This window comes from Rubripirellula obstinata (genome assembly GCF_001642955.1).
Taxonomy (GTDB): Bacteria; Planctomycetota; Planctomycetia; order Pirellulales; family Pirellulaceae; genus Rubripirellula; species Rubripirellula obstinata.
Map to the genome: position 1 here is coordinate 141,151 of NZ_LWSK01000001.1, position 23,833 is coordinate 164,983.

The 23,833-nt window shown below is 53.6% G+C and carries 20 protein-coding genes and 1 pseudogene; 8 read left to right on the plus strand and 13 right to left on the minus strand.

The features are described 5' to 3' along the window. Nucleotides 1–178 precede the first annotated feature (178 nt). The 3 genes from RC85_RS00635 to RC85_RS00645 form a co-directional block, all read right to left on the minus strand. Nucleotides 179–610, minus strand: coding sequence for a hypothetical protein (locus tag RC85_RS00635; RefSeq protein WP_149752918.1), 432 nt, complete (start codon nucleotides 608–610; stop codon nucleotides 179–181). An 8-nt stretch (nucleotides 611–618) separates the two neighbouring features. Then, the gene (locus RC85_RS00640; protein ID WP_068257928.1) at nucleotides 619–1,293 is read right to left on the minus strand and encodes a PspA/IM30 family protein; all 675 of its coding nucleotides are present in this window, start codon (nucleotides 1,291–1,293) and stop codon (nucleotides 619–621) included. 67 nt (nucleotides 1,294–1,360) lie between these two features. Beyond that, nucleotides 1,361–5,161 (minus strand): hypothetical protein, encoded by a 3,801-nt coding sequence (locus RC85_RS00645; RefSeq protein WP_068257929.1) that lies wholly within the window; start codon nucleotides 5,159–5,161, stop codon nucleotides 1,361–1,363. Nucleotides 5,162–5,562: 401 nt separating this feature from the next. On the opposite strand from RC85_RS00645, the gene RC85_RS00650 reads away from it, so the two are divergent. From RC85_RS00650 to RC85_RS00660, 3 genes are read left to right on the plus strand one after another with little or no spacing between them, the layout of a single operon-like run. After that, nucleotides 5,563–6,015 (plus strand): molybdenum cofactor biosynthesis protein MoaE, encoded by a 453-nt coding sequence (locus RC85_RS00650; RefSeq protein WP_068257930.1) that lies wholly within the window; start codon nucleotides 5,563–5,565, stop codon nucleotides 6,013–6,015. Further along, the gene (locus tag RC85_RS00655) at nucleotides 6,012–7,163 is read left to right on the plus strand and encodes an aminotransferase class V-fold PLP-dependent enzyme (RefSeq protein WP_068257931.1); all 1,152 of its coding nucleotides are present in this window, start codon (nucleotides 6,012–6,014) and stop codon (nucleotides 7,161–7,163) included. Before RC85_RS00650 ends, RC85_RS00655 begins: the two co-directional genes overlap by 4 nt. Before the next feature lie 24 nt (nucleotides 7,164–7,187). Continuing rightward, entirely contained in the window at nucleotides 7,188–7,631 is a 444-nt protein-coding gene (locus RC85_RS00660) for a YkgJ family cysteine cluster protein (RefSeq protein ID WP_068257932.1), read from the plus strand. A gap of 17 nt (nucleotides 7,632–7,648) precedes the next feature. Here RC85_RS00660 and RC85_RS00665 read toward each other — a convergent pair whose 3' ends face one another. Then, nucleotides 7,649–8,119: a superoxide dismutase [Ni] gene (locus RC85_RS00665; protein WP_068257933.1), complete on the minus strand. Its 471-nt coding sequence runs from the start codon at nucleotides 8,117–8,119 to the stop codon at nucleotides 7,649–7,651. A 190-nt stretch (nucleotides 8,120–8,309) separates the two neighbouring features. On the opposite strand from RC85_RS00665, the gene RC85_RS00670 reads away from it, so the two are divergent. After that, the gene (locus RC85_RS00670; protein ID WP_068257934.1) at nucleotides 8,310–9,302 is read left to right on the plus strand and encodes an adenosine kinase; all 993 of its coding nucleotides are present in this window, start codon (nucleotides 8,310–8,312) and stop codon (nucleotides 9,300–9,302) included. A gap of 163 nt (nucleotides 9,303–9,465) precedes the next feature. Here RC85_RS00670 and RC85_RS26020 read toward each other — a convergent pair whose 3' ends face one another. The 3 genes from RC85_RS26020 to RC85_RS00685 all read right to left on the minus strand — a co-directional run bounded on the left by RC85_RS26020 (nucleotide 9,466) and on the right by RC85_RS00685 (nucleotide 11,550). Beyond that, on the minus strand, nucleotides 9,466–9,720 hold the full coding sequence (locus tag RC85_RS26020) for a hypothetical protein (RefSeq protein WP_084422228.1): 255 nt from the start codon (nucleotides 9,718–9,720) through the stop codon (nucleotides 9,466–9,468). A gap of 109 nt (nucleotides 9,721–9,829) precedes the next feature. Then, nucleotides 9,830–10,303: an HU family DNA-binding protein gene (locus tag RC85_RS00680; protein ID WP_261340462.1), complete on the minus strand. Its 474-nt coding sequence runs from the start codon at nucleotides 10,301–10,303 to the stop codon at nucleotides 9,830–9,832. Between the two features lie 224 nt (nucleotides 10,304–10,527). Beyond that, nucleotides 10,528–11,550 carry a DUF4272 domain-containing protein gene (locus tag RC85_RS00685; protein ID WP_068257937.1) on the minus strand — a complete coding sequence of 341 codons (1,023 nt, stop codon included), beginning with the start codon at nucleotides 11,548–11,550 and terminating at the stop codon, nucleotides 10,528–10,530. A 133-nt stretch (nucleotides 11,551–11,683) separates the two neighbouring features. Here RC85_RS00685 and RC85_RS00690 point away from each other — a divergent pair, with 133 nt between their 5' ends. Beyond that, on the plus strand, nucleotides 11,684–13,123 hold the full coding sequence (locus RC85_RS00690) for a hypothetical protein (RefSeq protein ID WP_068257938.1): 1,440 nt from the start codon (nucleotides 11,684–11,686) through the stop codon (nucleotides 13,121–13,123). A gap of 33 nt (nucleotides 13,124–13,156) precedes the next feature. On the opposite strand, the gene RC85_RS00695 is transcribed toward RC85_RS00690, so the two are convergent. Then, nucleotides 13,157–14,137, minus strand: a complete 981-nt coding sequence (locus RC85_RS00695; protein ID WP_068257939.1) for a glycosyltransferase family protein — start codon at nucleotides 14,135–14,137, stop codon at nucleotides 13,157–13,159. A 409-nt stretch (nucleotides 14,138–14,546) separates the two neighbouring features. On the opposite strand from RC85_RS00695, the gene RC85_RS00700 reads away from it, so the two are divergent. Beyond that, the gene (locus tag RC85_RS00700) at nucleotides 14,547–15,548 is read left to right on the plus strand and encodes an aldo/keto reductase (protein WP_068257940.1); all 1,002 of its coding nucleotides are present in this window, start codon (nucleotides 14,547–14,549) and stop codon (nucleotides 15,546–15,548) included. A gap of 3 nt (nucleotides 15,549–15,551) precedes the next feature. Further along, nucleotides 15,552–16,355, plus strand: coding sequence for an inositol monophosphatase family protein (locus RC85_RS00705; protein ID WP_068257941.1), 804 nt, complete (start codon nucleotides 15,552–15,554; stop codon nucleotides 16,353–16,355). 170 nt (nucleotides 16,356–16,525) lie between these two features. Here the strand turns inward: RC85_RS00705 and RC85_RS00710 are convergent, their stop codons facing one another. Continuing rightward, on the minus strand, nucleotides 16,526–18,031 hold the full coding sequence (locus tag RC85_RS00710; protein ID WP_420821401.1) for a sigma-70 family RNA polymerase sigma factor: 1,506 nt from the start codon (nucleotides 18,029–18,031) through the stop codon (nucleotides 16,526–16,528). Nucleotides 18,032–18,779: 748 nt separating this feature from the next. On the opposite strand from RC85_RS00710, the gene RC85_RS00715 reads away from it, so the two are divergent. Beyond that, a complete protein-coding gene (locus RC85_RS00715) occupies nucleotides 18,780–19,319 on the plus strand; it encodes a hypothetical protein (protein WP_149752920.1) in 540 nt (179 codons plus the stop codon). Nucleotides 19,320–19,507: 188 nt separating this feature from the next. On the opposite strand, the gene RC85_RS00720 is transcribed toward RC85_RS00715, so the two are convergent. From RC85_RS00720 to RC85_RS00735, 4 genes and pseudogenes are all read right to left on the minus strand, one after another. Further along, a complete protein-coding gene (locus tag RC85_RS00720; protein ID WP_068257944.1) occupies nucleotides 19,508–20,326 on the minus strand; it encodes a class I SAM-dependent methyltransferase in 819 nt (272 codons plus the stop codon). Continuing rightward, complete coding sequence (locus RC85_RS00725; protein ID WP_068257945.1) at nucleotides 20,323–20,871, minus strand: DinB family protein; 549 nt, start codon at nucleotides 20,869–20,871, stop codon at nucleotides 20,323–20,325. Before RC85_RS00725 ends, RC85_RS00720 begins: the two co-directional genes overlap by 4 nt. Before the next feature lie 170 nt (nucleotides 20,872–21,041). After that, a pseudogene (locus tag RC85_RS00730) lies at nucleotides 21,042–21,281 on the minus strand (Uma2 family endonuclease); the annotation flags it as partial. 417 nt (nucleotides 21,282–21,698) lie between these two features. Continuing rightward, a complete protein-coding gene (locus RC85_RS00735; protein WP_068257947.1) occupies nucleotides 21,699–23,675 on the minus strand; it encodes a fructose-bisphosphatase class III in 1,977 nt (658 codons plus the stop codon). Nucleotides 23,676–23,833 lie beyond the last annotated feature (158 nt).

Sequence of the window (23,833 nt, forward strand, 5' to 3'; positions counted from 1 at the left end):
AGCACCCGGATGGCTGCCCCACATCAATTCTCTGGCTCGGTTTCGCGGCTACGCCGCGAAACCGAGCCAGAGAATTGATGTGGGGCAGCCATCCGGGTGCTCGCGCACCCGGCAGGGAGCTGCCGGCCCTCCGGGCCTATTGCGCAGTAACTGATGCGACGTCCCGAGCGAAAGGCGACTATAAAAATTCGTACGTTCCTAACGCGTGTTTTCCGGGGCCAAAACTCTTCACGGCGTTGGGTAACCCGCCGGGCATCAGTGCAATGTCGTCATTGAAAACAGACATACTTCTCGGATCGTGTTTGCCAGACGTGATCAACTGTCCGACACTGTTGCCATCGTTACCGTCTTGCTGCACCGTCAAAATGCTGCGTCGCTGTGATCCTCCCTGTGAACCTCCCTGTGAACCGTCCAATTGATAGGTTAGGACTGTTCCGTTCGTCGTGTCGTCAACCTCGCGCCGAAGCACTTCGTACGACTCGCCTCGGATCACGAACCGGTCGCCGACTTGCAAGGCCAGCAGGCGACCGGTGGTGGGTGAAACGCGGATGCGATCGGTGTAATACCAAGCGGCGATCAGGTCACGAATTGTGGCGACAATTTTGGTCATCTGCCAAATCAACTTTGGGTCGTTGATTTCAGTTTTGCCAGTTCTTCGGCCAACTGTTGCTCGCGTTCACGTCGCTCGAAATCGCGGGCGAGTTCTTCGGCATCGGGATCGCGGCCTTCCATCCGATCCCACGCTTCGCTCATCGCTTCTTCCCGATCGACTTTCGCCTCCAATCGGTTGAATTGTGCAAACGCTGACTTGGAGTGCGAACGGTCGAGTGCTTGGCTGATTCGCTGACTCGATGCGGCTCGCGACATCCTGGCCGTCAGTAGTGTCTTCTTGTGCTTGGCCTGTCGGATCTTGTCTTCCAATTCATGCACGCTGCGTTGCAGTTTTTCCACTTCGACTTTCTGACGATCATGATCCGATCCGTATTGATCGCATCGCTGCTGGGCCGTCATCTTTTGTTGCAGCGCCGATTTTGCTGCCGTTTCGTCACCACGTTGCATCGCGTCGGTGGCCCGTTGTAACCAAGTTTCGACATCCTGTTGTTCTCGTTTGTGGCGTTTTCGCAGTTGAATTTCATCGGCAACTGCTTCCGCCACGCTACCACGAACCCGGTCAAGTTCCTCTTCCATGTCGATTAACAATTGGTGAAGCATCCGCTCGGGATCTTCGACCATCTCCTTTAACGACGTCACGCTCGAACGCATCACAAGGCTAAATTGATTGATCCATTTCATCGTTTCGTTCCTCAGGTTAAGGCAGGGGTTAAAGTCAGTCTGTAAAAAATTCTGGTGTTCAGAATCATTAATTCCAGGTCGCCAATTCGGCTGACACGAATCGGATTCTTGTCAGCAGTTTGCCGCGATGGTTTTCACAGAACGCGGCCAGTGCGATCACGCCGACGCCAAGCACGACGCCACAGATCCACAACAGGTTGACGTTGTGAATGGTCGATCGAATGACCATGGCGACCAAGTCGGCAAACAAAAATGCGGAACCAGCGTAGACGAGCGATCGAATGCGTAGCCCAATGGCGACCAAAATCACCAGCACGCTCAACACCAAAAGCGTCAGGATGTGGATCCAATCGCCACCGACGACTTCTAGCAGCGGCGAGCACAGGATGGTGAGTGCAGCGATGTATCGCAGAGGATCGTGTGCGGGTTTTGGCAATTCACGCTTCATCAGTTCGACGAATACAAGAATCGACATCCCGATCGGCACCAAGTAGAGTTCCGGTGCGGTCCAGCCCAGCGAACGCCACGACAAAAACAGACCCGCGTTGGCAATGATCAATCCCGGCACCCAGAACTTCTCGCGATGCATGACATACGATTGGTGGAAATAGATTCCCGCCGCGATCATCAACGCCAATGCTCCAAGTGCTGGCGACGTGCCTGAAATGCCCAACACGACCCGTCCGATCGCCAGAAACGCGACGATCGCTGGCAACGAAAGCCCGATCCACAACATCGGACGCTGCAGGATTTGAATCTTTTGGTTTCGCTCGGCGAACAGTGCGATCGACAATCCAGCGATCGACAAACCCAGCAACACAAACTGGCTAAGGCCGGCACCGATCGAAATCACGCCTTGTGCAAACAAGAATCCCGTCGCGATGCCGATCAACGCACATGCGGACCAGACGCGGCGTTCTTCTTGTTGCCCAGTATCTTGCGATAGGTTAATCGCTTGCAGGATTTCAGCGACTGCTAAGACTGCCATGCCCACTGTCATTGCCGAGATCATCAGTAAGCCGAACTGAGGCCCCACAAACGCGGTCGCCATCAACACAGCCGCACCGCCTCGCAAAACAGACGCCCAGTACTTGCAATCGGTGCATTGCCAGCGGCCTGCCAAGTAGTCGAACGCAAGCACGCTGACGCATCCGGTCAAGAAGACAGGTGCGACCGCGGCGAAGCTGATCGATGGCATAAATCCATGCATCAACCATCCGTGGCAACCACCCAGTGCGGCCGCCAGCAAGAGCAACTGAATGTTGGTGATGATTGCCAACGACACTTGACCTTGGTTGCTCTGTTTTCGGTACTGCCATGCCAGTGATGCAATCGCAAGCATGGCCACGCAACGCATCGGCAAGTCAAACGACAAACAACTGATCGCTAACAATCCGACCAACCACGCTTGGGCCACGGTACGCACCGAATGGGAATCCTGGATGGTGTGGTTTTCAATGGAGCGAGATGCAAACATCAGTAAGCATTGAACCGACGCCCACACCAACAACAGCGATTCAAAGGAGAATTGAACGCCCAGCGAAATCAAACTGGACGTGACAACGATCGGCAGCGTGCATGCTGCCGCGGCCTGCAGGTGAACGTTACGCAAACGCCATGCAACCACCGACATCCACACCAGACCAGCGATTGCGACCAAACTGAATCCAAGCATCGGTGCCGATCCACTGAATAGCCAAGCAACGTGTTGAAACAGCAAGCTGGGTCCGTACAAACACGCTAACAAGACCAACAGCCCCGCCACGGCCAAGTCAAACAAAGGCAAGAAAAACACAGCGATTCGCTTGGACACCGGCCCCAGCGGTGCAGCGATCAACGTCGCGTCGTCTTGCGGATTGATCGCCAATCCCAACGATCGTCGCAGTTGCGAAAACGATGAAGCCACGTTCCCGCGTTGGACAACCAAGTACGCAACCATCAAGTACGCAGCCATCGAGCACCCGATCAACACGAGCGTCGTTGTGTGAGCGAGATCAACCAGCGGGAAATCCAAACCAATCGCCCATCGAATGATGGCGTACCCGGTTAAAACCCAACCACCCAATGCCGCAAAGTAGTTCGGTGTTCGCAGCACATAAATGACCAGTGCAAAGATCAAGAATGCAAACTGGACCATCGCCGCCATCGTCAATGGCTGTCCTGTTTTCGCAACGCTACTCAACATCCAATGGATCGCGACCAACGTGGTCAGTGCAAAACCAGTTGACTGATAAAACTTGCGATCACGCCCATCGCTACGCCTCATCCAGCGTCCGTTTTCGCCGACGGGAATCTTGTTCGCCAATCGGTCCGGCCACTCGCTGACTGTCAGCAATACGCCCAGCCCTGCCAACCCCGTTGCGATCCAGGACAGATCAATCGACGCGTAACCCATTTCAGTCACAACTGGAATGGCAACCGCCCATGCAGCAACCAGTCCAATGATCGAGGGTACGAGGTACCTGCGGTCGGCAAACGCGATCGCGAACACAACAAAGGCGACACAATTTGCGGATGCGACAAAAAACAGCGAGGTCATGTCGGTCAAAGCAATTCCGAACAACGTGATCGCGACCACGGTCACGAAGTGCTTGATCGGACGGCTGAACTCCAATCGTTGCTGCAGTTGGAATCGTCGCGAACACGCGACCAGGATTCCCAGCAGCGGCAGGTACGTCAGGCCATACATCGAAAACGGAACACGATCGCGGTGGATCGCGTCTGCGGTTGCTGATCGTACCGTTGCAACGAAATCGCTGAACAAAACCGGCGAACACTGATAGGCAATCGCGACAACGATCAACGTGATCCAAACGAATCCCGGATGCCGCGTGTCTCTGGCAACCATGCCAAACAAGAACGCGGCAACAATCGCCGAGGGGATCAACGCATAAGTCGTTTCCCCAACATACGAGAATCCACTCATCGAAAGCACAACGCCAAGTGCCGTCAGCACGACTCCGCCAAACATCGGAACGGCAATTGTCCAAGGCAGCGGGCGCACTAAATCTCCGGTGCGACGACGATACACTTCCGCGACCGTGCGTGCAGTCATCAACACAGTCGCAGCGACCATCACGACGGCGAATCCGATCCACTGCATCGGCACGGCGTTGATGGCTTTGGTGCCGATCAAGATAACGAACTGCGATCCCAGCATTGCAATTGGCAGGAATCCAAATACGCGTGGCAATTGGTATTCCTCGGCCAACCAAAACGTGTGTCGGTTGACCTTCATGACGCCGATCGTAAAGACCAACCAACATCCAACCGCAAACGCTGCCGCAATCGCAGGCGACGTGATCGGCGGCACGACTCCGGCGATGCACAGCAATACAAAACTGATCAAGAATGTCGTCTGTCGCCCGCGAAGCCAATGATCCAGAATCGTTCGCGAAGCAAACCATAGCAGGCCGATCGCTGGGATCAGCAACCCGAAATCGCGGATCGCGTGCAAGCCATTTTGAACGGCGGTGCCAGAGGAAACCCAAGTCAGTGAAAGAAAACTGATCGGCAGCAGCAGCAACGTCAATGCGTGCAGAACGCGATACGTCGCGCTGAGCCGCAAGCGTTTTCGGCAGACTTCGGCTGCCAAGAAAATCGTACCGGTGTAAACAAGAATCGTCAGATACTTCAGTGCCGGCGTCCACTGCGGCCAGGCTTTGGTGACCAGCATCAACGACGATCCCAACACAATCGCAGCACCGACAACCAGCATCCATTTAATGTTCTTCTCTTGAAAGAAGCTGTTCAAAAACGATTCCAGATACGATTGATCGTTCGATTCGAGCTCACGCTGGTCGGCGGAGCCTTGCGGAATCGAAGGTGGCGAATCTAACGGACAGGTATCCAACGAAGATTGAGGCATCTGCTTCACCAAGTCACAAGAGCACGTTTGCCGCCCCGCGGGCGACTCCTTTGGGAATAGAGCCCACGGTGGTGTGGACGTTTCGGTGAAATTTCAGAAATCTGGATGCCTCTCAGTGAACGCAGAGCTCCACACGGCCTACGTATGTGAATCGGCAACCAATGGTGGCGTTTACCAAGAAACCGTTTTAAACAACCCTCGGGGGTTGCCGGCGACCTGCATGTAGCTGATCCCGCCAGGGTTCAGTTGAGCTTGATCCGATCGTGGCCTGAACCCTGGCGGGATCAGCTACGCTTTAAAATAGTCTCTAATAAGTGGGGAACTTTGCTGTCCATAGGTTGATGGTTCCGTTGGTCCTGTGTCGGCTAGTCCCGCAATTGAGCGGCGGTTAAAAAACGTCAATGTCTGCACCAAAGATCCATATTGAAATCGTCGATCAACCGATCGAATCTCATCCTGACCTGATGGCGCAGAGGCGATTCCTGGACGATCCCGATACCGGTGCGCACGTTTGGTTCTACGGTGTGACCCGCCGCACGACCGGTGACCAAATCACCGAAAGTCTGTCCTACGAAGCCCATCCCACGATGGCCGTCAAAGAGCTTGGCCGATTGGCAGAGGAAGCGGTTTTGACATTTGGGCTGCACCGGTTGTTGATCGTGCATCGCGTCGGCGAGGTTCCTGTTGGCATGGCTAGCGTGGTGATCGGCTGCAGCGGGGCTCATCGCGCCGAGGTGTTCACGGCCGTACCCTGGATTATGGATAACCTGAAACGCGACGTACCGATTTGGAAAAGAGAGACCTTCCAGGATGGTGAAAAGTTGTGGGTTCATCCCAAGGAAGGTGGTGCATGACCGGTCAACGACGTATCTATCTGGATCATGCCGCCACGTCTTGGCCCAAGCACGATACGGTGCTGAAAGCGATGGACGAATTCGCGCGAGATTGTGGTGCGACCGCAGGTCGCGGTGCTTATCAATCGTCGATGGCTGCCAATCAAATTTTGGCGAAGACGCGTGTGGCGATCGCCAAGCTAATTGGTGCTGAATCAACCAACTGCATTTCGTTTCACAGTGGTGGGACGGCGGCGCTGAACGCAGCGATCCACGGTTTGTTGCGACCAGGTGATCATGTCGTCACGACGGCCGCTGAACACAACAGCGTCCTGCGACCGTTGCACTTTCTTGCAAAGCGTGATGCGATCCGGCTGACCATCGTTCCCGTCGATGATTCCGGAATCGTTGATGCACTGGGCGTGGTTGAGGCCGTTGAAGATGACACGCGAATGGTTGCAGTCACCGCTGCCAGTAACGTGACCGGCGCAGTCCAGCCGATCAGTGCAATTGGCAAAGCGTTGAAAGATCGATCAGCGTTATTTCTTTGCGATGCAGCGCAGGTCTTTGGTGCCGCCCCGATCAATGTCGTTGACAGTCATATCGACGTGTTGGCGTCACCGGGACACAAAGCCAGTGGCGGTCCATCGGGAACAGGGCTTCTGTATGTCAACGAACGACTGCATGACGAAATTGAGCCGTCGATTCAAGGTGGAACCGGCAGCATGAGCGAGTCATTGGACATGCCGACATCGTTCCCGGAAAAGCTGGAAGCAGGGAATTTGCATGTGTCCGGAATCGCTGGATGGCTGACTTCGCTAGAACGTTTGAAGCTGGACCGAACCGAAGAACATTGCCGCGAACTTTCCCGCAAACTTCATGACGGCCTTCGTGCCATTGCGGGCACTCACGTGTTTGGGAAACCCGGACCGATACCCATCGCCAGCGTTCAAATTGACGGTCTTTCCGCGAGCGATGTTGCGATGATTTTGGATTCCGAATTCGGTATCGAGGTCCGGTCGGGGTTGCATTGTGCAGCTTTAATTCACCGGTGCATCGGGACGGCGGACGAAGGTACGGTTAGAATCAGTGCTGGAGCTGAAACCACGACCGCCGACATCGATGCGGTCATTGAAGCCGTGACCCAAATCGCCAGTTCAATCCGCTAATCGTTGCCAAGGAAGTGACCACTGATGAGCCGCAAAGAAGAATCCAAGACGAAAGACAAACAACCCTGGTACGCCGACGGTTTGCAATTCGAATGCACTCAGTGCGGTGATTGCTGTAGCGGCGAACCTGGCTTCGTTTGGGTCGACAAAGACGAGATTGCTGCGATGGCGAAAGAACTCGATTTGTCCGTCAAGAAATTCGAGCAGCAATACATTCGCAAAGTCGGCAAAGACAAGAGCTTGACCGAGTACGACGACGGTGACTGCATTTTGCTAGATCGCAAAACTCGCAAATGCACCGTCTATGGTGGTCGTCCAACTCAATGCCGTACCTGGCCATTCTGGGATTCCAATCTGAAGAAAAAGAAAGACTGGAAAGAGACCTGTGCCGTGTGCCCCGGCGCAGGCAAGGGCAAACTTTACTCGTTGGATCACATCGAAAAGACACGCAAAGAAAAATCGGTGTGACGACGTAGACGTTGCACTTAGTGCTGGTGATCAAAAGCGGGTTCTTTGCCTTCGAAGGCTCGGTAGAAATCGAAGATCGAATCTTCCAACGCTTTTGCGGTCGCGGGATCAGCGGACTGCTTGGCCTTCATCGCCATCACCATCACTTTGTGGGCGGCCATCAATTTCTTTCCGTAAGCCGGATCGTCCGTCTTGATTTGTTGCGTCATAAAGTAAGTCGCAATGATCGACTGGATATTCGAGGCGTGCTCTTCTTTGGTGGTCACCCAACGGATTGCCTGGTTGATGTCTTGGGCCGCGGTGCTTCCCGCCAACTTGCCGAGTTCAATTTGAGCTTTTGAGATCGTGTGTTCGTCCTCAAGCATTCGCTCAAAACGCATTTGGGCGTCATAGATTCCGCAAGGCACTTGGCAATGCGCCGAGGCGACCGAATTGAAAATGACCGCGAGGGCAAGCGAAAACACGGTGGAGGCGAAAAATCGGTTCATGGTGAATACTCGTCTGAAGTGGGGAACGGCGGTTTGAATCAGCACGTATTGTAGTGACCAAGTCAAAACGTTGGCGAGGTGTGCCCGCGTCGCTAGATTTCATTTGATTCGATACACTTTGTGGCTTGCAATTCAAGTGTCTTGGCGAGATTCCCGGACACAATTTCAACTTTCTAGAACGATTTTTCAAATGACTAGCTTTGATGTTTTTGGTGTGGGGAATGCATTGGTCGATATCCAGGCCAGGGTGGACGATACGATGATTGAGCGACTGAAGCTGGATAAAGGCATCATGACGCTGGTCGAAGCGGATGTTCAGGCGGGGGTTCTGGACGAACTGAGTGGACTTCCGCTGAATCGTTGTGCCGGTGGTTCGGCGGCCAACACAATCGTTGCGGTCGCGGATTTTGGCGGATCAGCAGCGTTTGTCGGCAAAGTCGGCAAGGATGATGTCGGTGCTTTCTTTGTGGCCGACATGCGTGAACTTGGCATCGCGGTGGATGTGGATCCGGCGGATTTACCGACCGGAACCTGTGCCGTCCTGATCACCGAAGACGCTCAGCGAACCATGCTGACCAACTTGTCCGCTTCGGTGACTTTGACTGCCGACGACATCGACGAGTCTTTGATCAAGGACGCGAAATACATCTACGTCGAAGGTTACCTGTTGACGGGTGATTCGACGAAAGCGGCAGCCTATCGAGCAATGGAACTGGCTCAAAAACACGGCACCAAAATTGCTTTTACCGCTTCGGATCCATTCCTTGTCAACATGATCCGCGACGAGATTTGGGATCTGATCACCGGACCGGTGGACCTGTTTTTCTGTAACGAAGAAGAAGCGATCAGCTTGACTGGCGAGAAAGACCCGATCAAAGCCGCCGCGAAGATTCACGAGCACGCGGAAAACGTGGCTTTGACGCTAGGCGAAAAGGGTTCGATCGTGATGCACGGCGGCGAATCTTTTCCGATCGAAGGCGTTTCGGTCAAAGCGATCGACACCACGGGCGCGGGCGACATGTACGCCGGCGGCCTACTGTACGGCATCACCAACGGCATGACTTGGCGGCAAGCCGGTCACTTGGCATCGCAAGCCGCCGGCCGGATCGTCTCGCAGATGGGCGCAAGACTCGATCACAAGTTCACGCCCGAAGATGTGAAGGCGTTTAGTGAACTGGATTGAGATTTGGCAGCGATCGGTGGTGAACCAGCGATTGCAAATTGCAAGTTTAACAATGCAAATTGCAAATCTGGATGGTGATCAAATCAATTGCAAACTTGCAGTGTTCAACTTGCAATTTGCAATCCCATTACAACCAATCCGAGCCTGCCCCGACAACGATTCGCTACAGCAAACCGCCGTGAGTACGAATCGGTGTCATGTGGCTGGGTTGATCCAGGTGCCAGAACCGTTCCCACTCTTCGACGAGTGATCGAAGGTCTTCCGATGTGTACAGCATTTGCTGAACGCGTCGTTCGGGGCGAGCCGAGTAGATTGGCACGAAGCATCCGACCGAAGTCATGATGCACGCGCTGGCGAGCGTGATTTGAGCAAGCGACTTTGATAGTGAAAGTCGTTTAGTTTTAGGGGTGCGTCGCATGGCGTTCCTCCGTGAACGGTTGCTTGCTCTTAAGTCAGTTTAAGTGGTCTGTTATGTCGTTGTCTTCGATCGCTGTCTTCAATCGCTGCGTCATTCCCGAGCCATCGACTCAGGCGTCCCACCGTCCGCTAGGTGGCTCGGGGTCGGGTTTCCCCGAATTCGATTCGCCACCGGTTTGGTCGGTTGGATTGGTCGACTCGGATAAGTTGGCCGACAATTGGTCGATCATTTCATCTAAGTCCCGCACCTTTGCTTCCATGTATTTGCCAGGCTTAAAAGTGACGACATGCTTTCGGGGCACATCGACGCTTTGACCGGTTCTCGGATTGCGAGCCTTTCGAGCGGCACGAGGTTTGACCTCGAAAACACCGAAGTTCCGCAATTCGATCCTACGTTCTCTTACCAAGCAATCAACGATGGCGTCAAAGGTTTTTTGAACGATTTCTTTGGTTTGCTGCTGAGTCAGACCGACCTCTTCCGAGATCGTTCGCACGATATCTTTCTTGGTCACTCTGACTCCTTGAAATCCATTGGCTCGGCGACGGGAATCGCTGTAAACCCTTTGCCACTTTAAACTTAACAATCGTCAGTCTAGGTGGCTCCGAGAGACAGGTCAAGATCGCTACGGGCCAAAAACTGCAAGGCTTCCCCAAAAGGAAACGTTCACATCAACCGTATCGACCGGAATAACCGGCAAACTTTAGAAAAAGCTATTAGCTGTTAGCTGTTAGCTGTTAGCTGTTAGCTAAAAACGCCTGCTGAATTCAATTCGCTAATCGCTAATCGCTAACAGCTAATCGCTAATCCCTAACTCGGCGTATCAACGTCGTCCCAGTCGGCTCCGGCGAAGCAGATCAGCCAATTTAGTGCATGCTGTCGTTCCACCAGCACGCCGCCGTCCAGCCCGGCCGGTGTTTCACGGCCCTGTGTTTTGGCTTGGCGGGCAGCCCATAGCATTTGATAATTTAGGTCCAATGCGTCCAATAATTCATCGACCGGACGCAATCGCGTTTCGGTGACCAGTTCACGATCAGACCGGTCGACCATTGTTTCAGCCACCGCGGGAACGTCGCAAATCTCGGTTGGCGATTTGAGTTCAGCGTGCAAACCCAGCGCCCATTGCAACGCATACAAAGCTTCATACCGCCAAGCAAAATTGACAACGGTCTGTTGATCCGGCCCGTCGTTTTCAAGAAACGCCTGCTCGCTTGGCGTCAAAGCCTCAAACGACATTGGTGATTTCGACCGCAGTTGTTCCGAAGCGATCGGGTTTCCGCTGGCCAACGATTCGGCTCGCACGGCGACAATGAACAGAGCAAGCGTCCGCCAGCCAACCTCATCGGCGGACCGCAGAATCACTTCGTCTTCACCAATGCTTGGTGGCAGATCCTCCATCACATCGATTCCTCGATCCGCCAACAACTTTCGATTAGCGATCGATCGCTCGACTGCATCGATCGGGTGCGGGACGCGTGCCTCTTCGTCCACGGAATCATTTTCCCGATCGACCAAAACGGCTCCCTTGGGATCCCGCAGCGATCGATCTGGCATTCCAAAGATCGAATTGGTTTTGATTCCCCAGGCGGTCATCGCATCCAGGTCGTCTCGCATGACGTCAAACTGGTACCAATTGCGAGTGCGTTCCAAGTGCTGCAAGACGGCAAACAAGGTCTGAGTCATCTCCAGCTTGCCAAAGTCGCACGCCCAACCCATGACCGAGTTGAGGTGACCAACCAGATCAGAGTTCTGACGTGATTTCGTTTCAAGAATTTCACAAGGAAAGTCAGGCTGGGAATCCTGACGAAGGGTGCTGTAGGCGGTAACAATCATCGACGAAAATAGGGGGAGTGTATTGGCGGAACGCGAGAGTAATTTCTCGTGATAGACTAACATCAGAACTCTGATTCCGCATCGAAGCCAATATCGAAACTTCGATCGATTTACACTCCATCATTTTGTACCCATGCCACAAACGCTTGCGTGCCCACATTGCCAAGGATCCGTCGGGGTCGCCGACGAGGACCTCGGTTTCCACGTCACCTGCCCCCACTGCCAGGTTGATTTCCTCGCACCCGCGTTCAAGCCGGCCGGCGCAGCCAATCCGTCGCTGGGTTCAGCGTCATCAACTTCGACGCCTGAATCCGATGAAGACGATTGGCTTCAATTGGACGAAAAACCGCTCAGCCCCCAACCAAAGGTCAATCGAGACGATGAAATCCTGGCTCAGTACATGGTCAGTGATCAAGACCCGCAATCCTCGTCTTCGTCTTCGACCTCATCCTCGTCCTCGTCCTCGTCCTCAGCGGGCAGCGATGGATTTGACGATCTAGAGCTGCCGGATTTCGTCGACAATTTGCCCTCACCCACGAAGCCCAAAACAGCAAACAATCCTGCGGCCGACAACAAGCCAAAACCGGCAATCAAAAAAGAAGAATTAAAAGAGTATCGAGTCACGTGCAAGACCTGTGGCACGCCGACTTATGTCAAAGCGAAACAAGCCGGCCGCACGATCAAATGCGCCGATTGCCACTCGTCGATCACCGTGCCACCGCCACCGAAGGTTCGCAAAGCTCCCGCACCGATGCCGGAGGCGAAGGCGCTTCCAATGCAACAGAGCGCGAACGCGAATCGACGGCCCGCTCCGTTTCAGAAATCAGCCGAACGTTTGTTGGCCGAGGCGGAAGCTGCCGAAGTGGAAACGCCGCCGCCAAACTACGACACTCCAGATGTCGCGGCGTGGTTCCGATCCGTGTTTGGAATCTTCACCGATTCAGGGGTGCTGGTTCACTGGTTGGCGTTTTCGATGATCGCCGCCATCCCAACTTACATCGCAATCCGAAGCGAACAAACCATCTTGATCGGAGCTCTGTTCCCCTTCGCTGCCATCATCGGATCGCTGATCGCAGCGTGCGGTTTCGCCATCATGGAATCGGTCGCCAATCAGGAAGACAGCGTCAGTTCGTGGCCGGTGTTCGAGCCGTTTGCTTGGCTGGGGCAATTGTTTTTAGTTGCCGCCGCCGCCGCGGTGCCTCTTGTTCCCGTCGCAGCCGTGTTTGGATTCCTGATCGGGCCATCGCTGTTACTTGTGCTGGTCGGACTGTTCGCCGTCTACGCGCTGTTCCCGTTTGTATTGCTTTCGATGATGGACATGGACAGCCCATTTGTGCCGTTCTCGGCTGAGGTCGCACGCAGCGTAACGCGGTGCCAAGAACCTTGGGGCGGGCTCTACTTTTCATCAGGAATTTTGTTCTTTGCGCTGTTCCTGTTGATCGCATCGATGACAACGATGGCCGGCGATTCGGGGCTGATCATTTCCATCACCGCAACCGTCGGTGTCATCTTTATCTACTTCGCGATGATTGGCCGGTTAGCCTATGCGATCGGACAAAGCGACGAATCGTAGGGTTGCAGGGTTGCAGGGTTGCAGGGTGGTTCATCAAGCCGCGCGGCGCTGAGGCATCGCCGGTTCGGCCTGCTTGAATTCAAGCACCTCGGCGCGATCGTCGCAGCACAGCACGTCTTCGCTGTGAATTCGTTTCGCCAAGCTCTTAGAACCGACTGCACCAAACGCCTGGCCAATTGCTTCAGAGAATAAACCGGGTTTGACGATGCATCCAAGTGCTGCGACAGCAGATGATTGCAGTGATGTTGACCAACCACCGCCGTAGAAATGATTTTGCAATCCGCGAAGTGTTCGGCCACGATTGAAACCGGATATCTCTGATTGCAAGACTTCTTGTTCGCAAACAACGTCGCACTGATCCGCAACCACGCAGCGCCATCCCGCACCGCTGGCCAAGTGTTCGTAGGCGACGCTTGCGGCGGTGACATCGGAACCGACGAAGGCATCGGCGAGTGAACACAACAAATCGGTTCGCCAAAAAGACGCCTGTAAAAACGCACCGACGGACTGGCTAGACGGTTGCTTGATCGATTTGCGTCCACGCGATGCAGGGCGGCAAAGGCGAGTCGCCGAGTCTTCCCAACCAGCCGCGATGATTCGGTTACTATGACGGTCGCGAATCACGGGAGCGACGGAACCGCAATCGAAGTGCTCGAACTTCTCGAGTGCTGCGTCGGTCCAACCCGGTGTGGCGATCACACCGCTGGCGAGAACGTGCGTGAACCGGCCCATGGCGACTCGAGCACCTGCGGCGACCAAATCCACCAATGAGGTCGAATCACTTTGCACGAACTTTACTTCGTCGCAAAGGTCGAACGGATCGTCGTAGCGACCGTCGTGGCACACCAGGATCTCAGTGTCCGCAGGTCGATTTTCAAGAATGCTGATCAACGTCTCTTCAAAAGCCAACGCATCGCTTTGAAGCGGCACGATGATCGAAAGACGCGAAGCTGTTTTAGACACGCGTGACATCAAATCCATTTGATTGCCCATGCTGTTGGGTACCGTTTCCATATCTTTGCTATTTCATCGGAGTGATTGCCGGCGGATATTGAGATCATCGTTTCCTCCGAGCGTGGAAGCTGGGAAGTTGACGTGACTGGCCTACGAAGACACTCGCTAACCCGCACACTTTCACTTTTGTCAGTTTCACGCCATCCTATCGGGCAAACGATCATGCCCGTAGCTGATCCCGCCAGGGTTCAGTCTTCGCTGAGTACCGAGTACCGAGTACCGAGTACCGAGTACCGAGTACCGAGTACTGAGTACTGAGTACTGAGTACTGAGTACTGAGTACTGAGTACTGAGTACTGAGTACTGAGTACTGAGTACTGAGTACTGATACCCTGGCGGGATCAGCTACTGAGGCGGGGTTGGTTACGGAAGATTTGTCCCTTAGCAACGCCCATTCAAGGCTTTATTGATGCAAAAACGTAAGCTTTCCTCCCACGCCGTCGAATCCACCGCAATCGAAATCAGCGAATTGGGGTTCGGCGGTTGGGCCATCGGCGGTGGATGGGGCGACCAAAGTGATGTGCAATCGATCGCGTCGCTCCACCTGGCGATCGAAAAAGGCATCAATTTCATCGATACTGCGGCCGGTTACGGGAATGGGCACAGCGAGCGTTTGATTGGCGAGGTCATCAATCAGCGAAGTGAAGAGGTCTTCATTGCGACCAAGACTCCGCCATCGCCAGGCCCCTGGCCACCGAGTCCCTATTGTCGTTGGCAAGATCGGTACAGCGCCGCGTATCTACGCGACAACTTGCACACGCGACTGACCAATCTAAAGACTGATCGCGTTGACCTGTTGCAACTGCATACCTGGACCCGCGCCTGGAATGATGACCCACAACCCTTGTTGGTTTTGCGTCAATTGCGAGATGAAGGAAAGATTGGTTTGATCGGCGTCAGCACGCCTGAACACGATCAGTCCTGCGTGATCCAGTTGATGCGAGATGGTTTGGTCGATGTCGTGCAAGTCATTTTCAATCTGTTCGACCAAGAAGCAGCCGCACAAATTCTGCCGGTGGCCGCCGAAACAGGAACTGGCGTGATCGTTCGAGTTGCCTTGGACGAGGGATCGCTAACCGGAAAGTACGGCGCTGATCATCAATTCCCAGATGACGATTTCCGCAGTCAGTTTTTCGCGGGCGATCGAATGCAGCGGACTGCGAATCGAGTAGATGCGATTCGCGAAGACATGGAAACGCTGGGGATTGCCGACGATTACTCGCTGGCCGACGTTGCGATCAAGTTTGTTCTTTCAAGACCCGAAGTCAGCAGCGTGGTGGTCGGAATGAGAAATCCAGATCAAGTGGAAAAGAATGTTCGCGCATCGTCGCTGCAAGACTTGAGCAGCGAAGCTCTGAACGTATTGCAACGACATCACTGGAACCGAGGAATTTGGTATGCAGGAAAATAGCTGATGAATGATTCCAAGACTTTACTGACCGCCGCAATCACCGCCGCCAAATTGGGTGGCGATGTTTTGATGCGGTATCTGCGTGACGGAGTTGAAATACGATCAAAAGACCGATCCGACGCAAAGACATACGACTTGGTTAGCGATGCGGACATCGAAAGCGAAAAGGCAATCGGAAATTATCTGAAACAACAGTTCCCCGATCACGCTTTGTTGGGCGAAGAAAACCTGCAAGCCGACACAGACTCGGCAGACCTGTGGATCATTGACCCACTTGATGGAACGAACAACTACGCTCACGGAGTTTTGCAATTCGCCGTATCGATCGCCTACTATCGCGATGGCAAACCTGTCGTCGGAGTCGTCTTCAATCCGGCACGTGACGAGTTGTACACGGCAACGATCGGCGGCGGCGCTTTTCTAAACGGAAAACCAATTCAAGTGAACCAAGAACGCACGCTGGCGGAATCGTTGGTCGGTTGCGGTTTCTATTATGACCGCGGTGCGATGATGCGAAAAACGTTGTCGGCGATCGAGGCATTCTTCGAAAACGATATTCATGGCATTCGTCGCATGGGCGCGGCCTCATTGGATTTGTGTCACGTCGCTGCCGGACAATTCGGCGGCTACTTTGAATACCACTTGGCTCCATGGGACTTCGCCGCCGGTGCGTTGATTGTTAGCGAAGCAGGTGGCCAAGTGTCCGATGCCAACGGCGAACCACTACGATTGAAAAAGACAAGCATCCTGGCAACCAATACACACTTGCATGATGCAATGCTTACGATCACAAAGAAACATCATTAAACAGGCAAGCAGAGCCTGGGAACCAATTCCAAGGCCTACGTCAATTCTTGGTCACCAATTCTTCGTCACCAACGAAAAAAGGCGACGTGCTCATTTACGTGAACACGTCGCCTTGATGCTGTCGTTCTAATCTCGTCAAAAAACGAGCCTGTTTGAATTACCTGTTTGAATTAATCAAGGAAGCCGACCAAATCTTGGCTTCGGCTTGGCTGTTGCAACTTGCGAACTGCCTTGGCTTCGATTTGACGAATTCGTTCGCGGGTTACTTTGAAAATATGTCCGACTTCTTCCAGCGTGTAGCTGTAGCCGTCGCCAAGTCCGTATCGAAGCTTGATGATTTCACGTTCGCGATACGAGAGTGATTTCAACACGCCTGTGATTCGGTTGCGAAGCATCTCTTGTGTCGCGCCAATCTGCGGGCTCTCGGCGGTACTATCGGGAAGCAAGTCACCAAATTGGCTGTCTTCGCTGTTACCGACAGGACGATCCAACGAGATTGGAAAACGGCTCATTGTCAGCACGCGGCGTGCTTCTTCGACGGTGACGTCGGCACGACGAGCGGTTTCTTCAATCGTGGGTTCACGACCAAGTTCTTGCAACAATTGACGAGCGACATTTCGCACGCGACTCATCGTTTCCACCATGTGAACGGGGATCCGAATCGTGCGGCTTTGGTCAGCCACGGCGCGAGTGATCGCTTGGCGAATCCACCAGGTTGCATAGGTACAGAACTTGAAACCGCGACGGTATTCAAACTTATCGACCGCACGCATCAAACCCGCGTTGCCCTCTTGGATCAAATCCAGGAACGACAAACCGCGGTTGCGATACTTTTTGGCGATCGAAACCACCAAACGCAAGTTGCCTTCGCTGAGTTCACGTTTGGCTTGTTGGTAATCGGAATAAACCCGATTCAACATCGCAACACGATGACGAAGCGAGACAGGAGTTTCTTGGCAAGCAGTCAAAATTTGACGGCGCTCACACAGCAATTGTTCGCGAACTTCACGACCATGCTTGGTGCGTTTCTGCGACGAAATCTCTTCATCGATTTGTTTCAATCGATCGGAGAACTTTGCCAGCAGGCCAATTCGTGTTTCGATTCGCTGAGTCCGCAAACCCAACTCTTCGATCAGACGCACGGCGCGACGACGGCGACGGGCCAGCGAACGCCAAGCTTCGGCGCGACGACGTTGGGAAGCACTCTTGCTGAGTGCGACTTTCCAATCGTGGCGATTTCGTTTTAGCAGAGTTTGCAGCGTACGCAGGTTGTGTGGCAACCGACCAATGATCTGTTCTTTTTCTAGCCGATCGGTCACAGAAACTTGCACGGTTCGGTCAAACGGCAATTGCCCACGATAAACCTTTTTCAAGGTCTTGTAGGCTTCCACCAGCACGTGATGGTTTTCAAGCAGTTTGGTACGAAAGCGTCGGCGAGTTTCTTCGATTCGCTTGGCTAATTCGATTTCTTCTTTGCGAGTGAGCAATGGGATTTCGCCCATTTGCGTCAAGTACATGCGAACCGGATCGTCGGACCAACTTTCGGTCTCTTCGCCGGCCAATAATTCGTCGGGGCTGTCTAGCTGAACTTCGCCATCGGCACGTCGAGCCATCTCGACTGCAACCGCATTGTCTTCGTTCTCATCAGCGGGAAGCTTCCGAAAGCCTCCGGTCATCGCTTCAGTGCTCTGTGCTTCGACGGATTCAAATTCGTCCAAGAGGGTGTCGAACAAGAGTGGAACTCCTAAGGATCAGAAAAATGGTGTTTGAATTTGAGATAATCGGACGTTTGTCAGGTCATGTTTGTTTGCTAGGTCGAGGCTGCCAAGTCAAAACTGGGGAGGACGACTTTTGTCAATGCGTAACGTCAGATCATCGAGTTTGTAATGATGAGGTCGGCGGTCAATTAGTAGGTTGAATGTGTGATGACAGGGACAGAGCACACATCGAGATGGGAGACGCCGTTGGGCCAGCCACTTTCACTTGCGAAAGAAGGCTCACCCAGAAACCTACCACCCTATTATATGTCCGCCCGAATCAAGTTGATCCACGACCTGAGTTGGAAAAATTTTCCTATTGAAAGGATTTGTCCAGCTCGGGTCCGCAGAAACATTGAACCAGTTATTTCTACCAAGCGTAGTCTCAATCACCTAAGTAAACGCCGAAAAGCGATTCTGTCGATGACTTTTTGACTTTGGTAAAATACCATCCATTGGCTGGCAGTTAGCGGGCGTGGACCACACGGATTGATGATTTTGGACTCATTCCAAAACCCAGGGTGAACAATAGTTCGCTTTAAGTTGCCGCGTTAATGGCTTGGAAGCCTAACCGGCGAATGGGTGAAGGTTGCTTTCTGCACGTCCAGATTTTAGTCTCAGGCATCGGCCGGTCCAGTCATGTTGGCCTCAATTCTTCACCATTTCCTTGACGATTTTCATGTATTCACTTCCCTGTGATCATTGCGACCAACCGATTGCCGTGTCGCCGTCCAAGGCCGGTCAAGCGATGGAGTGCCCTCACTGCGGGAAATCGACATTGGTCCCCAATTTGGGCGAACTAAAAAGAGTCGCCTTGGCCGATGCCAATCACGAAACCGCGCCGATTGTCGCTGAATCAACCGGAGCCTCAGCGACGGGTTCGATTGCGTTTGTGGCCTTGGCCTTGCTGGCAACCGCATGCCTAGTCGTCGCAAGTTTCTGCGGAATTCGTTGGTTTTTGATCGAAGTCCCCACCACCACCGCTCAGCACATCAAAGAAACGGAAGCAGCCTTACAGGATGCGTCGGCGGCTCAGTTGATCATCGAATATGAGAGCATCGAAGAATACGGAATCGACGTCGATAAACCATTTCCCTATCAGATAATTGCCAACACAAAATCCGAATGGGGGTTTAATGCAGTCGTTGCCGCCGCCGTCGGCAGCTTGGCCGTTGTGGGTGCAGCGGTCAGTTCGACACGTCGCTAAAAGCTGACCAAACTGGACCGCATTTTTTTGGCATCGGACTGGCATCGCGAATTGGACACTTAGTCAGTCGAGTGCCCGACTGTCCAGTATTCGATTCAAAATCAAAACGTAGCTGATCCCGCCAGGGTTCAGGCTAGTTTTGGCACAAGCTCAACTGAACCCGGGCGGGATCAGCTACGGGCAGTTGCCTAACGACGACGCATTACGTAAACGACATCCTCAGTCGAAGCGTCCACGGTGATGGGCTCGTCGATTTCATAAGCAAAATCGTAGGTCGCGACGACGTCCCAGCACTCGCTCGATCGAATCAGCCGGTTCATCTGTGCCGGCGTGTAGCTTCGCAGCACGAGTTCATCGACGATCCGCAGGCTTTGCGAGGGGCGATGAACGTCAAAGTAGATTCCAAAACGCTCAACCCGGCTTTTGGCATCTCTTGAATTGGTCCACATGTGAGTGTTGATCGATAGATGACCTCGCCGCGCGGACCACGATTCAGTTTCGCTGGGCGGGACAGTGGTTGGCGTTAAATGCACTCCCAACAAATAGATGCCGCCTTTGCGAACTGCTTCGCCCATCGATTGCAGGTGACCGCGAGCCGCTTTCTCGGTCCCAAGATGACGGAAGCTGTTGATGGTATTGAACGCGATGTCGTACTTGCGGCGGACTTTAAAATCAGCCATGTCGGCCACAAACGCGGTCTCCGGAAATCCTTTTCGTTTTAGCCTGGCGTTACAGAAATCAACTGCATTGGGATTCAGGTCCAATCCAGCGACGTCGAAGCCGCGTTTGGCTAACCAAAACAGCAATCGTCCCGTCCCGCACGCCGGCTCGAACATTCGCCTGGGGGCTCGAGTCAGGTAAGCTTCACCGCAAGCCAGAATGAACTTGATCTCCGCAGCACAATCAGCCCCAAAAACCAAATCATAGAACTTTGGATGGTCATAGATCGATTCGTCAACAACGGGCCAGGCACAGGCGGTGGGTGGATGGCTGGAATTCTGATTCATCGAACAGGATCCAATCCCATCGCTCGACGAATGATGCCAATCTGTCCGGCGTGAATATGTTCATGCAATGGGCAAAACAAAACCGCACCCAACTTGGTCGGGTACGCCGCGTAAGGCATGTCGATCGGCTCCAGTAATACCTCGGGCGCGACCGATTCCAGAACCGCCATCGATCGATCATGGATCGCAGCCATGCGTTCGATCAACTCATCGCTGCTGAGTTGCTTGGCCGTATCCGATGATGGCGTCGAGCCGCGTGTGTAAGCCTTTCTGAACTTGCCGGGAATCAGTTCCAGGTCCTCATCTTGTCGCCCTTGCAAGCGAAACATCAGCAAACCGTACTGACTGACCGTCAAGTGTCCGACTTGCCAAGCGATGTTGGTTGTCATCCCGCCTGGAATTTCAAACCATCGATCTTGTGGCGTCGCGTTTAGCAAACCCAATGTGTAGTCACGAGCAAAGCGGATCTGTCCGATCGCTGCTTGCAGCATGATGGTGGCGGTCGGAAGATCAGGCAGCGGTGGATGTTCAGTTTTTTGATTCATCCCGCCGATGATACCCCATGCCAACCGCGATGGAACCGGCGGTTTACTTCGGCGGTTTACTTCGGCGGAAACAAGTTCGCGATGACCAGCTTGGCGTCAGGCAAACAAGCGGGACGAATGATTTCATTTTCGTCGAACGATCGCACCTCGCGAAACAGTTCGCCCTGCGGTTACCGATGCACGGTCACCATTCGGCCAGGAACATCGACCTGCCAGTATTCACCCACACCGGATTCCGCATACAGTTGCAGTTTCTCGGTCCGATCAAACCGCGAACGGGTATGACTAACTTCGATCAGTAAATGAATGTCATCGGGGCTGGGGTGTTCGTCGTGGTAGCGACGCCTTGTCACCCAAGCAATGTCCGGTTCGGGGCAACTCATTCGATCAGGAATACGAACTGGTTTTTCTACTCGAACTGTGAACCGCCGCTAAACGCTTTCAAAACTCCACTCGTTCAAGACATCGATCGGGTCAGAGTGTTGGGCCCCTGAGGATTCATCTGCACAATCCTTCCGTGAATCAGTTCGATTTATCCAAGCGTCTGATCAAACGCCCCCGCATCAACCAGCGTTTCAAACTGCTCGGTCGCAATCGGAACCGTCACCGGTTCAATCGAAGTCGTTCGGTCATTGGAAATCATGTTAGCCATGTCCGCGTTCTAGTCGCCTCGGCAGCGGACAAGCAATTCAGGACGCGTTCCTGCCAACGCAAATCAGCTTTCCGGAACAGGACATGAGCCGTGATCGCGTAAGCGGCCGGGCCCAAGGAACTCGTGACCAGCTACTCAAAAAAATTGTCCATCCTGTAAAACTGATTTTGTATGCCTACAAAACACGCTTGGTCGCGCTGACTGCACGCTGGTGCAAGCGGTTGGTTTGGTAGGCTTCGACTAATCGTTCTAGCATTTCGATTCGGTATTGGATGCGTTGGCCTCGCTCGGTGTCTCGCGTGCATCTTGGGTGATCGAAGACTCGGATTTCCTGAACGGTCGGGACGATATCGATGCCGTCGCGAATCGCTGCGTCGACCGACTCGAAATGATGATGCTCGGCCAGCACGATTCGGTTGGGTTCCAGGACGAGTGTGTATCCGTAGTCGCCGTAGGCCTCGGAAAATGCACCGTCGATCGTGATCGCTTTGCCGCTGCGTTTTAGCGGCGATTCGCCGGCTTCGACTTTGACGGGAACGTGGCCGTTGACGATCAAGCCGTCGGCTGTTTCCATTCCAAATTCCGTCAACACGCGATCGCAAAAATCGACTTCGTGAATCAGTGAAAAGTACGGATCCTTGGTTTCGCGGTGCGGCGTTTTATCAGCGATGAAATCTCGCTCAAAAGTTGCGATTCGATCTTTTCCAAACAACGGACTGCGCGGGCCGCTCCACAGGTACCACAGGAAATCAAGATCAGCTTCTTCGGATCGCTCGACCGCGCGTCGCACAACCGCTTCGATCCCCTCAAACAATTCACGTCCCGCGACCGCTTCTCCGTCAACCTTTAGTGGTAGGAAATTTCCATCGGCATCAACCGGCACGCAACCGTGAAAGATCAAACAATCGTCACGCCGCAGATACATCGAACCGTGCCCGACCATGTATTGCATTTGTTCTCGCAGTTTTTGACTGTTCAAAAATGAATGCTTCAGTCGCTTGAGACAGGCGGATTCTTCTGGCGTCAATTCATACGGGTTCTCGGGATCGATCGTTGGAAAATGATTGTCACGCAAGTCGTAAACTTGCCCATCAATTTCAATCGTGCCGCGTTGGTGGTCGATCCGGTGCAACAGTCTTCGGTGGTCCAGTCCCCAGTGCGGATTCCGCGCAATCAATTTGCCTTCGAGTTTAAACTGCATCACCGCGGCTGCTTTTTGCATTCGCGCGACGACTTCCATCGGCCGCATACCTTCGCTTTTGGGCATGAAGAACTCGGCCGGGTCGTCTGCGTAGACGGTGCGGGCAAGGTGTTCCAGTGGAGTTAGCGGAACGCTGTAACCTTCGTCCAGTTGACCCAAGCGACGATAACGCAAAGAGACTCGCAGCACGGTGCAGATCAAAGATTCGTTGCCCAGCGACGCCCCCAGCCACAATGCATCGTGGTTGCCCCAAATGAAGGCCACGTTGGGTTGGAGACGAAGATAGTCAACGACAAGATCGCCACGCGGACCGCGATCCCAACAATCGCCACCGATCACCAATTCGTCGACCGCCAAGTTGCGAATCGCCCGCCCGAGCAAGTGGATCAAGTGCAGCGCTCGCCCGCGACGGACCAATTCGTCCAACATCGCTGCAATGAATTCCGGACCGCGCTCGGTCGACGGCGCGTGCATCATTTCCAGCAGCAGTTCGCTGTACTCAGCCGGGAAAAGCTTGGTGGCTAACCGAAGGCTAAAGTTCGATACCAGATCGCGAAGTAGTTCGAGCTGTGGTGCCAGCATTCGTGCGGCATAAGCTTTCACCTCCTCGGGATGTTTCAACGTGTCTTGCATGCTTTGCGTTACTTCCGCGGGATAGAAAGTAAGCGTCAGGAACTCCGACATTTCCTCTTCGTCCATCCGTCCCGCAAACATTTCTTCGACCAATGGCCGAAGCGTTCCCGACGCATTATTGATGACGTGCTGAAGCTTCTTGTCTTCGCCGTGAATGTCGCTGATCACGTGAACAGCACTCTTGGGCAGCGTTTGCACCGCAGCCAAACGTGTCACTTCAGCGATCGCGGAGTCAACATTGGGGTACTCCAACGAGAGCAATTCCAAGACAGAAAGATCTGCTTCGGGACGCTTGAATGACAGCGATGGATTGAGCATTTGATTTGGCTACGGGAAAACGAATTGCTTGGACGTCGATTCAATTTGGTCTGCGACACCGTGTGAGTTTAGCTGATCGATGGAGCAATAAGTGGTGTAGCGAAACTCGCCAAGAGTTTCGGCAACTCGGCAAAAAGTGGTGTAGCGAAACTCGCCAA